This window comes from Enterococcus sp. C63 (assembly GCF_040887215.1).
Taxonomy (GTDB): Bacteria; Bacillota; Bacilli; order Lactobacillales; family Enterococcaceae; genus Enterococcus_B; species Enterococcus_B hirae.
This window is the reverse complement of the sequence record NZ_JBFOFI010000002.1, coordinates 117,797-131,685: the sequence shown is the minus strand read 5'-3', so window position 1 is coordinate 131,685 and position 13,889 is coordinate 117,797. Positions and strand designations below refer to the sequence as shown.

General features: G+C 35.2%; 12 protein-coding genes. 3 read left to right on the top strand and 9 right to left on the bottom strand.

The features are described 5' to 3' along the window. Positions 1-330: 330 nt before the first annotated feature. The 4 genes from nadE to AB3H90_RS03230 form a co-directional block, all read right to left on the bottom strand. Positions 331-1,155: an ammonia-dependent NAD(+) synthetase gene (nadE, locus tag AB3H90_RS03245; RefSeq protein ID WP_010720037.1), complete on the bottom strand. Its 825-nt coding sequence runs from the start codon at positions 1,153-1,155 to the stop codon at positions 331-333. A gap of 12 nt (positions 1,156-1,167) precedes the next feature. After that, positions 1,168-2,640: a nicotinate phosphoribosyltransferase gene (locus AB3H90_RS03240; RefSeq protein ID WP_010738428.1), complete on the bottom strand. Its 1,473-nt coding sequence runs from the start codon at positions 2,638-2,640 to the stop codon at positions 1,168-1,170. Positions 2,641-3,062: 422 nt separating this feature from the next. Then, on the bottom strand, positions 3,063-3,785 hold the full coding sequence (locus AB3H90_RS03235) for a hypothetical protein (RefSeq protein WP_368016166.1): 723 nt from the start codon (positions 3,783-3,785) through the stop codon (positions 3,063-3,065). A 1,063-nt stretch (positions 3,786-4,848) separates the two neighbouring features. Then, positions 4,849-5,217 carry a DUF1827 family protein gene (locus tag AB3H90_RS03230; RefSeq protein ID WP_034699551.1) on the bottom strand — a complete coding sequence of 123 codons (369 nt, stop codon included), beginning with the start codon at positions 5,215-5,217 and terminating at the stop codon, positions 4,849-4,851. A gap of 197 nt (positions 5,218-5,414) precedes the next feature. Here AB3H90_RS03230 and AB3H90_RS03225 point away from each other — a divergent pair, with 197 nt between their 5' ends. Then, a complete protein-coding gene (locus AB3H90_RS03225) occupies positions 5,415-6,173 on the top strand; it encodes a MerR family transcriptional regulator (RefSeq protein WP_034699548.1) in 759 nt (252 codons plus the stop codon). Positions 6,174-6,399: 226 nt separating this feature from the next. On the opposite strand, the gene AB3H90_RS03220 is transcribed toward AB3H90_RS03225, so the two are convergent. The 4 genes from AB3H90_RS03220 to groES form a co-directional block, all read right to left on the bottom strand. Then, positions 6,400-7,323: a LacI family DNA-binding transcriptional regulator gene (locus tag AB3H90_RS03220; RefSeq protein WP_368016165.1), complete on the bottom strand. Its 924-nt coding sequence runs from the start codon at positions 7,321-7,323 to the stop codon at positions 6,400-6,402. Positions 7,324-7,339: 16 nt separating this feature from the next. Continuing rightward, positions 7,340-7,612: a hypothetical protein gene (locus tag AB3H90_RS03215; protein WP_010738434.1), complete on the bottom strand. Its 273-nt coding sequence runs from the start codon at positions 7,610-7,612 to the stop codon at positions 7,340-7,342. A 702-nt stretch (positions 7,613-8,314) separates the two neighbouring features. After that, entirely contained in the window at positions 8,315-9,940 is a 1,626-nt protein-coding gene (groL, locus tag AB3H90_RS03210) for a chaperonin GroEL (protein ID WP_010720044.1), read from the bottom strand. A gap of 39 nt (positions 9,941-9,979) precedes the next feature. Next, positions 9,980-10,264 carry a co-chaperone GroES gene (groES, locus tag AB3H90_RS03205; protein ID WP_010738436.1) on the bottom strand — a complete coding sequence of 95 codons (285 nt, stop codon included), beginning with the start codon at positions 10,262-10,264 and terminating at the stop codon, positions 9,980-9,982. 238 nt (positions 10,265-10,502) lie between these two features. Here groES and AB3H90_RS03200 point away from each other — a divergent pair, with 238 nt between their 5' ends. After that, positions 10,503-11,174 (top strand): lysostaphin resistance A-like protein, encoded by a 672-nt coding sequence (locus AB3H90_RS03200; RefSeq protein ID WP_368016164.1) that lies wholly within the window; start codon positions 10,503-10,505, stop codon positions 11,172-11,174. Positions 11,175-12,101: 927 nt separating this feature from the next. After that, a complete protein-coding gene (gene bacL2 / locus AB3H90_RS03195) occupies positions 12,102-12,710 on the top strand; it encodes a BacL2 family protein (protein ID WP_126344654.1) in 609 nt (202 codons plus the stop codon). Positions 12,711-13,215: 505 nt separating this feature from the next. Here the strand turns inward: bacL2 and AB3H90_RS03190 are convergent. Beyond that, the gene (locus AB3H90_RS03190; protein WP_368016163.1) at positions 13,216-13,695 is read right to left on the bottom strand and encodes a hypothetical protein; all 480 of its coding nucleotides are present in this window, start codon (positions 13,693-13,695) and stop codon (positions 13,216-13,218) included. Positions 13,696-13,889 lie beyond the last annotated feature (194 nt).

Genomic DNA, 13,889 nt, shown 5'->3' with positions numbered 1-13,889 from the left:
AAAGGCGTTAAAAAATCCTCCATGCGTTTATAATCTTAATTAATAGTACTTCATTGACGTACTACTACAGAATAGAACTGAAACCCAATGAATAGCTATTTTTAATCTTTTGTCTTAAATCTTGAAAAAGAACATGCGGTTCATATTCTCTTGATAATAGAAATAACCCGCTATATCCAGAAAATGCGAGAAGCTGTTTTCGGATATAGCAGGTTATTTTTCCATCTGAACTTTACTATGACAACCTTATTTTTTACTAAATAACGAGTTCATTAAAAACAAGCAATGTTACTTCATTCATTGGTGTGATCTTCAACAAAGTTTTTAGGCTTATTTCCAAAAATCATCTAACACCGAGATAGGTAAGTGTCGTTTATGCTGAGTTTTGTTCCACCAAGCTTCAATTTTTTGTTTGGCATCTGTTGGAACTTCTTTACCTTCTAAATAATCATCAATCTCAGTGTAAGTAACACCTAAAGCAACCTCATCGGCGATCAACGGCTTGCCATCTTCCAAATCAGCTGTTGGGATTTTGGTATAAAGTTTCTCAGGTGCCCCTAGTTCTTGTAATAATTGTTTTCCTTGACGTTTGTCCAAGCGGAATAATGGTAACAAATCGGCGCCACCGTCGCCATACTTTGTAAAGAAACCAGTAATGTTTTCAGCTGCATGATCCGTTCCCAGGACTGCTCCTGCATGCCCACCTGCAATTGCATACTGTGTAATCATCCGTTGACGAGCTTTGATATTTCCTTTATTGAAATCACTGACTTCGATCCCTGCAGCGACTAATTCAGCAACTTGCGCATCGACAGCAGGTTTGATATTCACTCGTAGGCGAACGTCAGGCTGGATAAACTCAACTGCAGCTTTCGCATCCTCTTCGTCTACTTGTTCGCCATAAGGTAAGCGTACAGCGATAAATTGATAACGATCGTCTTGTGTTTCTTCACGCATTTCTTCCATTGCTAATTGAGCCAAACGTCCCGCTAACGTAGAATCTTGTCCCCCACTGATTCCTAAAACAAAGGTTTTTAAGAAAGGATATTTCTTTAAATAAGCTTTCATGAAATCAATACTAGTTCGAATCTCACCTTGTGGATCAATGGTTGGTTTGACACCTAATTCTTGGATAATCTCTTCTTGTAAGCTCATTCTTTTTCCTCCTTAATATTCATTGTATAAAGTAGCTACGTTTTTCTTCATCCGTTCCATCGTAGCCATTTTATGATTCCAACAATCTGTTGATAAATCAACTGGGTATTTTTGTGGATTAAGGTCACGTTTGTACTCTTCCCACAGTGAATCAAGGTTATCACGTGTATATGCTTTGATTTCATCTAAAGTTGGTAATTCATAGACCCGTTCGCCCTTCACGAAAATATCTTGTAAGATAGGTCGAGCTGTAAAGTCACGCACCGTTTTATTGATAAAGGTATGCACAGGATGAAACATAAAAATCTCTGCTTCCTCTCTAGGATCTTCATCCCAAAGCGTAACGTAGTCTCCTTCTGATTTGCCATCAAAATTGCGAGTGATTCGCCACACTTGTTTCTTGCCAGGAGTTGTTACTTTTTCTGCATTGCTGGAAAGCTTGATTGTATCGATCATTTTGCCCTCTTTATCTTCAATTGAAACCAATTTGAAGACTGCACCAAGCGCAGGTTGGTCATAGGCTGTAATCAATTTCGTTCCTACACCCCAAACGTCGATTTTAGCTTTTTGCATTTTTAAATTTAAAATCGTTGCTTCATCTAAATCATTTGAAGCATAAATTTTAGCCTCAGTGAAACCAGCAGCATCTAATTGTTCACGAACACGCTTCGAAATATACGCCATGTCGCCACTATCGATACGAACCCCAAGGAAATTGATTTTATTACCTAATTCTTTTGCTACACGGATCGCACTAGGCACACCAGATTTCAAGGTATCGTAAGTATCAACTAAGAACACGCAGTCTTTATGAGTTTTCGCATAAGCCATAAACGCTTCATAATCATTTCCATAAGATTGAACAAGTGCATGCGCATGCGTTCCACTTGCAGGAATCCCAAAGATTTTCCCAGCTCTGACATTACTAGTAGCATCTGCTCCACCGATGTAAGCAGCTCGAGTTCCCCAAACAGCAGCATCCAATTCTTGCGCTCTTCTAGTACCAAATTCTAACAATGGATCATCGCCGATCACTGATTTGATTCTTGCTGCCTTCGTAGCGATCAACGTTTGAAAGTTCACCATATTCAGTAGGGCTGTTTCAATCAATTGACAATGTGCTAACGGACCTTCCACTTGGATCAATGGTTCATTGGCAAACACTAATTCACCTTCACGCGCCGAGCGGACAGTAGCTTTAAATTTAAATTCTTTTAAATATGTTAAAAAACCTTCTGGGTAGATGTCCATTTTGCGTAAGTATTCGATGTCTGACTCACTAAACGTCAAATTTTCTAAGTATTCCACAAGACGTTCTAATCCTGCAAACACGGCATACCCATGGTTAAATGGCATATCACGGAAATAGCATTCAAAAACAGCGTGGAGATCCGCACGACCTAATTCCCAGTACGTTTGCATCATGTTGATTTGGTATAAATCAGTATGCAACGTCAAACTGTCATCTGGGTAAATTTTATTCATCTTTATATTACTCCTCTTGGCAAGTTTTCATTTCTTATCCATTATAACAAAAAAACGCTAGAGTAGAAGAAATCTTGATTATTTTCTGAAAAAGGACAAATGAAAATAAATTTATAACCCAGAACAATAATGAACCAACCTCAAAAAATTTAGACTAAAAAGTGACCTTTTTTGGGGTCGACTTTTTTATGGTTACAGACAATTTTGAAGTGAAATTAAAAGTTGTCCAATCTTCCATGATTTTTCCGAAAAAACTGAATTTAATCACCGCTTCTCTCATAAAAGACTACAGACATTAGGCTGTTCGCCCTCCGTACAGTGCAGAGGACAAACAGCCTATGTCAATTTTTTTACTTCCCACTTTTAGGTGTCGTGCCTATAGGAATATTTAAAGAAGTGAAAGGTTATAAATTTTCTATTTTTTATAAATGAACAGATAGTGCTAATAAACTTTCCGCCTTCTTGCATAAATTACTTAAATGAACGATGTCGCATTTTCCTACAGCCTTAAGAATCAGCGTTCTAGCTTCTTTGATTGTTTCAGTTGTTGTGTTTGGAGATAATGTGGTATATGTATTGTCGGTAAATAAATTGTTTACAGCCTCTACAGCATTTTGGACAGCTGAATCTACTGAATTGGTACTTTCTAATAACAATTTTTCCGCCTTCTTGCATAAATTACTTAAATGAACGATGTCACATTTTCCTACGGCCTTAAGAATCAACGTTCTAGCTTCTTTGATCGTTTCAGTTGTTGTGTTTGGAGATAATGTGGTGTATGTATTGTCGGTAAATAAATGGTTTACAGCCTCTACAGCATTTTGGACAGCTGAATCTACTGAATTAGTACTTTCTAATAACAAGCTTTCCGCCTTCTTGCATAAATTACTTAAATGAACGATGTCACATTTTCCTGCGGCCTTAAGAATCAGCATTCTAGCTTCTTTGATCGTTTCAGTTGTTGTGTTTGGGGATAATGTGGTATATGTATTGTCGGTAAATAAGTTGTTTACAGCCTCTACAGCATTTCGGACAGTTGAATCTGAGACAGTTACTTGTTGAGCTGCATTAACTGTCATGGTATTTATTGTCCCAGCACTAATGCACAAAAACGAGGTAAATAATAATAGTTTACTATATTTCATCAAATCAATCCTTTTATATTTTATTTTTTATCATGACATCCTAAAGTCTATATTCTCTAACCATTAATAAATGTCGGTATTGATTTTTCTCCAAGTAATCGGATGATTATGTTTATTCTATAATAGATATCTGTATGGGTTTAAATTTGATCATCATCTAAATAAAGCATCCTTGGATTCAATAGAGATCTAATAATACATAGTTACATAAACTTAATTTTCTTTTCCTAAATAAAAAAATATTACACTTTGCGCTTTCTTATATATTTAACGACCTCCCTTTATCTATAGTAATAAGATTTATGTAACGTATCTCCCGACACTTAGCATTATATACTGATAAAGAGGTACCATCATAAATTTTTTTTTATATTTTAATAAGTATTAGGAAAGAGTTATAGTTTGATGTTGGAATTGTTGTAATAAACTAGATAAAAAGTGAAGGAAAATCGAGGATTTCTATTATGCCAAGAGATTCAGTTGATAAAGCAGGTAAAATTGTTGCCGTCAACCTGATGATCGAAGAATAATTTTTTGTGAAAGAAGTTAGTCTTTAGCAAAAAAAACAGGCTCACCGCTTGTATCGTTGGATTCAAGAAGTTAAAAAATATAAAGCAAGTGCGTTTCTTAGAAAAGGGAACGCACTTTTTGATGCTCATGATGACATGAAGAAATTAGAACAAGAAAAGCATTACTTAAAAGAGGAACGAAGCTTATAAAAAAGTTCCTAGTTTTTTTGAAGTCAAACAAGCGTCCGATTCCAGTTCAAAAAAACAGAAAGAAGTTTTCTTCTTTCTGTTGAATTTATCCTAAGATTTCTCGTTACCAACCTCGTGGGACAAAGAGACTCAATTCAGAGACATCACCTCAAACTCAGATGGAAATATTTAAATGTATTAAAACTTACTACAATACTAAAGGGATGCATTTTGCCCTTAGTCATCCATCCCTAGAGACCTTGAAAAAAATTTTTTCTCTTGTTCTCTGAACCAAGTATCTAGTTTTTCTTAACAGCTCCAATTTTGAGACCGGTACACAACTTACTCATTTGCAGAAGACTGTTTTATTTTTCCTCCACTGAACGACCTACTTTCTGTTCAACAATCACGATATCTTTATTTGGTCGTTTGAATTGGACACCTGCTCGTTCTAAGTCTTGTTTTACACCAATATGGACCTTGACGTCTTCACGTTCTGCTTTCAAAATACGACGGATTGCAAAATCAATTTCTTGCTTGGTGATTTTTTTCTTCGTATTAATCATCAATAATTGGGATTTTTCATACGTATCAATGTATAAAATCTGTGTTCGATCAAGCGAATAAAGTTTATAATATTTGATGGCTTTGCTACTAAAGAAAAAATCTACTACTTTAGGATAAAACGTCTTAATATTTAAATTACTTGTAACTGGCGTTTCGATTAATTTCATCTTATTCCTCTTTTCTATTATTATTTATAACAAGCGCCCAACAAAGGAATCGCTTTCAACATGACATATTTAAAGCAGAAAAATTCATTTTTCTACTTTACTTATTATAACATAAAAATAAACACAAAAAAATATTCAAAATTTCTTGACCTTCTAGTTACGTCAAGGAATAAGATCATTCTATAAGGAGGTTAAGCATGGAATATACTATAAAAAAAATGGCAGAAATTTCTGGTGTTAGTCCTCGTACTCTGCGTTTTTACGATCAGATCCACTTACTGAAACCATCACGGGTGACTGAGTCTGGCTATCGGATCTACACTAGCCAAGAAGTTGACCGACTACAACAGATTTTGTTTTATCGCTCCCTTGATTTTAAGTTAGAACAAATTGCAGAAATTTTAGATAATCCAGCTTTCGATCATCGACAAGCGTTGATCCAACATCAAGAAATGTTGCAAGAAAAAAGAAAACAGCTCGACACACTATTAATGACTATTCAACATACATTGGAGAGTTACGAAGGAGGAAAACCGATGAAAGATCATGAGAAATTTGAAGGATTTAAAAAACAAAAAATAATGGAAAATGAAACAAACTATGGACAAGAAATACGAGAAAAATATGGAGACGACACTGTTGAGAAAGCAAATAAAAAATGGCAAAATATGTCTGAAGAAAAATTTGAAGAAATGCAGTCTTTAGAAAAACAACTCTTAGCTGATTTGACAGCTTATTTACAATCAGACTCTGATCAAAAACTAGCATTGAAACTATTTGAAGAACACAAAAAATGGCTTACTTTTAGCTGGCCTTCTTATAGTTCCGAAGCTCATCGTGGCTTAGGCTTATTGTATATCTCTGATGAACGATTCACCGCTTACTATGATGAGCGTTGTGGAAACGGAGCTGCCCAAGCATTGAATACGATCATTCAAACATACGCGGTTGAATAAGTTGTCTTTGAGTGGACGTTCATTTTAGGAAATAAGTAGCGAAGATCTCACTTTATGATCCATCCTGTCAGAATGCAGACACTACATTCTTTCATAATCCATTAACGTCAAAAAGAAACCGAAGCAATCACAAAAATAGGAGAAACTATTTTTGGCTATTCGGTTTCTTTTTTAGGTTTTTGCGTTACTTCGATCTACTTTTGATTCCGCATTAAAACCATTTCGACTATCGCACAATAAATCGATAAGGAATTTTGATTTGATCTTTTTTTTCTTCGATAAAAAGTAGAAAGGCCGTTTCTCCACACTCTCTTAAGCCATGGTCAATCGTCGAAAAAGACATTAGCTCACTGATCAACAGATTATCACGACCAACAAGACGGTTTTTACTTTCTAAGATGGAGCTTTGCAATATACCGGCAGCAACTGTATCTGAATTAGTGAAGACACCATCTACCTTTTTTTCTTTAAAATACGTCGCTGCATTCACCCCTTGTTCATAGTCAATACAGTTCCAAAAAACATTTTCCTCTTTGAAATCGGGAAATATTTTTTTACAAAGTTCCAACGTCACTTTTGTATTAAAACTAAGACGACCACTTCTTCCTAAAGTAACGCCAAGATTTTCCACGCCTTGATTTTTTAAATACAATAATGCTTCAGTAATAGATTGTTCACGATCGATAAACACGCAACCAGCTTCTGTTTCTTTTATTTCTTCACAAAAAATGATTGGCCCATACTTTTGATAAGAGAGCAATACATCTAAACTGTTGGCACGAGAAGTAACGATCAAACCATCAAATCGTTTACCTGCAAATTCTTCTAAATACATTCTCTCTCTTTCTGCCTGATAATTTGTTGGTAACAAGGTCACCTGATAATCTTCGTTGAAGGCAACTTCAATGATCCCACTAAGCAATTGATCGAAATAAGGATGATCCGTATAAGGCAGAATAACACCAATATTTTTTGTTTTTCCATAACTGAGCTGTCTGGCACTTGCATTAGGAACATACGATAACTCATCAATGACGGATAGAATCTTGGCACGTTTTGTTTCGTCGACATAAGGATGATTATTGATCACCCGTGAAACGGTAGAGACAGAATAGCCCGTCAGTTTTGCAATATCTCTGATGTTTGTCATGCTTTACTAAAACCACCTATACAAAAAGATTTTCCTGTAAATAGTCTACCACAGCATGCCCACATTCAAAAAATTGATAGAACGTTCCATCATATTCAAAGCTAATACGTTGCCCACCCAGATACGTATCTTTTGCCAATCCACTAATTTCATCTAAAGGAATTTTTTTCATTACCGTTTTATTTAACCCTTGAGGACTAGACAATTCAAGCATTGTTTCTTTAAATTCAACAAAAGCATAAAAATAGTCATTCGTAGCGCCATTGGTCGTTTTGATATAAGTATTCATCAGTAATTCCTCCTTTTTGATGAATTGAGTATAGCTTATGAAACGCGTCTCATAGCAAGATCTTTGCTTCACCTTCTAAAAAAACGAGCAATACGATACATACTTTTGTCTTCGAATCTTTAAACTTGTCTTTGACTTTTTAAAAAGCAGAACTTTATTTTAATTATCTAGAAAAATAAGTTCAAGTACCTCATTCAAACTCTGCTACTATGCATTTAAACCATTAATTGAGAGGAGTTTTTCAATTGTATAAAAAGACGAAAAAAACAGGTATACTGAAAAGAATACAGAGACTAATAAAGTATAAAATAAAGACCATACTACAACGCAGAAGATTAGTAAAAATAATGAGAAGAAAACATCGAATAAACGAACGAAGGTCTAACCTAGTAAACATTAAAGAATACTGCCTAGTAGAGAAACCTATGCCATTAAAAAGTACAAAGGAAAATAATCACTCCTTGTTGTCTAAGAATGAGAATCTGAAAAGGATGGAGAATATAAAGAAGAAAAAGAAAAAAAAGAAAAAAATAGTAGCATATCAAGATCCTCTAGCTTCACGTATATAGGTCGTTCTAGACCATAAGCAACTATCCGCATCGAATGATTGATTAACTAAATATCTCTTAATTTTTTTGCCCTTTTACTTAAAACAAAAAAAAGAAGAAAGAACCCTTTTATATCAGGGTTCTTTCTTAATTACTACATCATGCCGCCCATCATTGATGGATCCATTGCTGGCGCTGCAGGTGCTGCTGGTTCTGGTTTGTCAGCAACTACTGCTTCAGTTGTTAATAATAGAGCTGAAACAGATGCAGCATTTTGTAATGCTGAACGAGTAACTTTGGTTGGATCAACAATCCCTGCTTCAACCATATTTACCCATTCGCCTGTTGCAGCATTGAAACCTGTTCCTAATTCAACATTTTTCAATTTATCAACGATGACTGAGCCTTCATATCCCGCATTTTCTGCGATTTGACGAATTGGTTCTTCTAAGGCACGAACAACGATTTTCACACCTGTTGCAACGTCCCCTTGAGCTTCAACTGCTGAAACTTTGCTGATGACATTCACTAATGCTGTTCCACCACCAGAAACCATACCTTCTTCAACGGCAGCACGAGTTGCATTCAATGCATCTTCAATTCGTAATTTCAATTCTTTTAATTCTGTTTCAGTTGCTGCACCAACTTTGACCACTGCAACCCCACCAGCAAGTTTTGCTAAGCGTTCTTGTAATTTTTCACGGTCAAAATCTGATGTTGTTTCAGCAATTTGGTTTTTGATCAATTGAACACGTGCTTCAATGGCTGTTTTATCGCCAGAGCCTTCAACGATTGTTGTGTTATCTTTGTCTACCACAACTTTTGAAGCATTTCCTAGGTTTTCGATTGTTGCATCTTTCAATTCTAATCCTAAGTCGTCTGTAATCACTGTTCCGCCTGTTAGGATAGCGATATCTTCAAGCATTGCTTTACGACGATCACCGAAACCAGGTGCTTTCACTGCAACAACGTTAAATGTCCCACGGATTTTGTTCAAGACTAATGTTGGTAAAGCTTCTCCATCCACATCGTCAGCGATGATCAATAGCGGACGAGATTGTTGTAAGATTTGTTCTAATAAAGGTAAGATGTCTTGGATATTAGAAATTTTCTTATCTGTGATCAAAATGTATGGATTTTCTAAAACAGCTTCCATTTTGTCATTGTCAGTCACCATGTATTGTGACAAGTAACCACGATCAAATTGCATCCCTTCTACAACATCTAATTCGGTTTCGATTCCTTTTGATTCTTCAATAGTAATAACGCCGTCATTGCCGACTTTTTCCATTGCATCGGCAATCAAATGTCCCACTTTTTCTGAACCAGAAGAAACAGCTGCAACTTGAGCAATTGCTTCTTTAGAATCTACGACTGTTGAAATGTTGTGCAATTCTTCAACAGCTGCTTTGGTTGCCAATTCGATCCCACGACGAATACCTAAAGGATTTGCCCCAGCTGTTACGTTTTTTAATCCTTCACGAACAATTGCTTGGGTTAACACAGTAGCGGTTGTTGTTCCGTCACCTGCGATATCATTGGTTTTAGAAGCCACTTCAGAAACTAATTTTGCACCCATGTTTTCAAAATGATCTTCCAATTCGATTTCTTTTGCAATTGTTACGCCATCATTAGTAATCAATGGTGAACCGTATGATTTTTCTAATACAACATTACGACCTTTTGGACCTAATGTTACTTTTACTGTATCAGCTAATTTATCAACTCCACGTAGCATTGCTGCGCGTGCATCTTCTGCAAATTTCAATTCTTTTGCCATGTCTATTCACCTCATCAAATTTTTTTCGTACTTTTTTATTTATTCAACGATCGCCATGATATCTTTTCCTGCAACGATCAAATATTCTTTTCCTTCAAATTTTACTTCTGTACCGGCATATTTTTCAAACATCACTTGGTCGCCCGCTTTTACAGCAGCAGGAACTTTTTCTCCGTTTTCCAATAAACGGCCTTCACCGACTGCAACAACTGTTCCTGTTTGTGGTTTTTCTTTAGCGGATGAAGCTAAAACAATTCCTCCAACAGTTGTTTCTTCTTCTTTTGCGACTTCGATAATGACGCGATCACCTAATGGTTTTAACACGATAAATCCCTCCGATAACTCTTTTTTTGGATTCGTTAGCACTCTTACACATCGAGTGCTAACCTACATTTTTAATAATACTCATACTTTGATTTTTTTGCAAGCTTTTTAAATGAAAGTACACTAATTTTATCCGTAACCGTTAGAAGTCCCTTAGTAATAGCCTCTAAATTGATCTATGTTATAATTAATTTCTATTCTTGCAGTCTACTTCTGCCTATCTTTAAGGAGGTATTTTATGTCATTAAAAAAATATAGTTTCGCTAGTATCTTTTGCTATGGACTCATTTTTCTTTCCCCATTGATCCTTTCCTCTATCGGAATCGTCCATACTGTTACTGACGTGATTACAGCAACGACGATTGCCTATATCCTAGGAGCAATTGTTTTAGCTTTCTTTTATTTCAAGCAAAATGAACCACTACCACTAGAAGCAGCCACTCCTAGTGCTTCGACACCAAAAATCATCTTATATGGGTTTGTTGGGATTTTCATTGCTTTGATCTTACAGGCACTTGCAGTGACGTTGGAAACTCTTTTATTTGGTAACAGCGCTCCTTCTGAGAATACACAAAATATTATTCAAATGATTCTTGAAGCTCCAGCCTTTTTAATAGCTACCACAGTCGCTGGTCCAGTCATGGAAGAATTCGTCTTTCGTCGTAGCATCTTAGGTATCGTTGGCAAATATACAAACTTTTGGATCGGGGCAATCGTTAGTTCCTTATTGTTTGCTTTTGCCCATAACGATGGCCACTTACTGATCTACTTTTTCTTAGGTTTTTTCTTTAGTCTACAATACAAAGCAACGGGAAGAATCTGGACCTCGATGATCACACATGTGGGAATGAATACATTGGTGGTAGTGGTGCAGATCGCCGTACAAAAGGGCTGGATCGCTGCTTCATGAGCTGCCAACTAACACCAATCTAAAGACTCGCCTTATACTATCTACTGACCAGCAAATCTTAGTTGCTGGTCTTTTTTGCGTGCTTTCCGATCCTAGCTCATTCTCTTAACAAATTTCCCCTTCATAGTCATGAAAAAGATCGATTTATTTAGAGCTATTCATTATGTTTTATCCGCTAGCTACTAGCATTTTCCATTTATCGTGACACTCGCCATTTCCTCTGTTAACCTTCTCAAAATACTTTGATGGTCTTCTCTAATAGCACACTTATTTTAAATACGACAGAAAATAGCAGTCATTGCCATTTGGATTATTTTCAGATCCTATTAAAATCATGTTCATCTAGATCTAACTATAAACATTGAATTAGATTGGTTCATAGAAAAATTTAACCACATCGACATCGTCTTATGTGCGCTCACAAGAGTTATCAACTTTGCACTAAACCAACTCGTTCCCCTTCTCTTCCAACTAAAGTGTCTTTGCTTTCGTTTTACAAAAATACGCAGTATGAGAGAAAAACAGCCTAACAAAAATGCGATTAAAAAACACTTTATTTATAAAAAGATAAATACAAAAGTGATTTTAAAACAATTAATATTGTTTTGTTTTTGTTATTAAATGAGGAACTTGCTAATTCATTACATACTTTAATTAATTTTATCAATCATTACTACTTACGAATGCACCATCTCTTAGAAAAATCATTTAAATAAAGACATCTCCTTTATATCAGACCGACTGCTGTCATCCACGATTTTATAAAGAATAAAACAAAAATAAAATTTTTTGTTAAAAAACCACTGTTTTTATTATATATCTATCAGACTATCATTTATTTAACTTTTACAAAAAGTTATTTTATATGTCACAAAATAACATTTTTAGGAACGTATCTTTCAAAAAATAAAGGTAGTGTGTTGCGAAATGAATATCTGGCAAATGATTGATGACTTATTGAAGAAATATTATCTGACGAATGATAAAGATATCTTAGATTTAATCATTTTAGATTTAGACCCTTATATAAAATCTTGTGCGCATCGTTTTGTATTTAAAGCACAATCTAACGGAGTATTTATTCCTTTTGAAGACTTCTACAGTAACCTTTGTTTAGCAATTTGGGAAGGCATTGAAGATTTCAAGAGTATCACAGGCTCCACGTTTAAAAATGTTACGTTGCGAAGGATTTATATTGCTGAAAAGAAGACTTGGAAACAATATAAAAAAACCGGAAGTAAGGTCTTCAATAAAGATGGGATTACTTATGACGTGACAAGATGGGAAAACATCGAATCGCTACATCATTCTAAAAATTGCACAGTCAAAAGCGCAGAACGTTCGATCGAGGAAAAACTTCTAATAGAAAATTTTAAAAAACAGGACTTTTTTAGAGGTACCTTCATCGAACTGCTTTATCACGGTTATTCTTGTAAAGAAATTTGTCTCCTTTTAGGAATCAGTAAGACTTACGATGCAAAAACCAGAAAAAAATGTCAACGAATCAAAGAATCTTTCTGGAAATATATTGCCTAATCACTATGTTTTTCTTTCCCTATTCATCTACTTTGAAAAATAGCAAAGCATTTCAATGGTATGTCTATCGTCAATGTGGATCACATCTGATTATGTTTCCAACTTTGAGTGGTATCGTTATCCCAAATGGAGAGTGCAAAACAGTGAAACATTTGGTATGTTTTAATCATTTTTCTAAAAATTTTTAGCTGGTTTCAACTTTTTGATTATGTAAAAGTAAGTGATACACCTATTAGGCGTAATAAAAATTTTCAATCTTTTCACTAATACAATAATAATGGGAAGCTAGTTTCACTTTGTATCTGTCTGTTTTGAGCAATGTCCCTCTTGCCTAGTCTTCTCTATTATATTTTTCATTTACGGTCTAACTATACTTGATCTTTGAATAGCTGTTTTAGCATTTGTCAAAAAATGCCGAAGGGACTGGGACAAAACTTGTCTCAATCTCCTTCGGCTAATTTTTTCGGAAAGGATCCTGTTAATCACAACTATTTTTCCTTATTTATTATTGACCATTCAGCACTTGTTTTAAACTAGTTTGGATCAACTGAGTATCTGCTGGATTGTCCAATTCCAATTGGCTAGCTTTGGCGTTTGCGGCAGCAGACGGTGTTTGAACAGATTGTTTCACCTTAGGATCTGTTAACGAGTTGATATATTCAGATTGTTCTTGCCACGCCTGCTTGATTAAACGATAGTATTCATCTGTTTTCTCGCTTTCATTAGCAATCGTTTCAGTAGTAGTTGAAGAATCCTTTATTTCTTGCACATTTGAATCCTCTGCAGGATTATTTCCCGTCGATTCTACATTACTAATAGGTTGATTTTCTTTTTCCTTGGTAGTACTATTTTGTGCATTTTCTGTAGAAGTCTTGGTGATCTGCGTGGAAGTCTGATCCGTGCTGGAAGAGGTACGATCAACTCCTGAGTATGAACATCCCGCCAACAATAACAACCCTAAAATAATAAAATAACTATTTTTCATAAACACACCTCTATTAAACAAACATTTATATTTAATTAAATATAATAAAAAATCACTATCAATAACCAATGAACAATATATCTTATCTAAAATTTAAACTATTATAGCCTTATTGAAAGTACACCTCGTTGTTAATAAAACGTAACTGAATGAGACAAAAATCCTCTCTGCTTTAAATGAACAAAAAAAACACT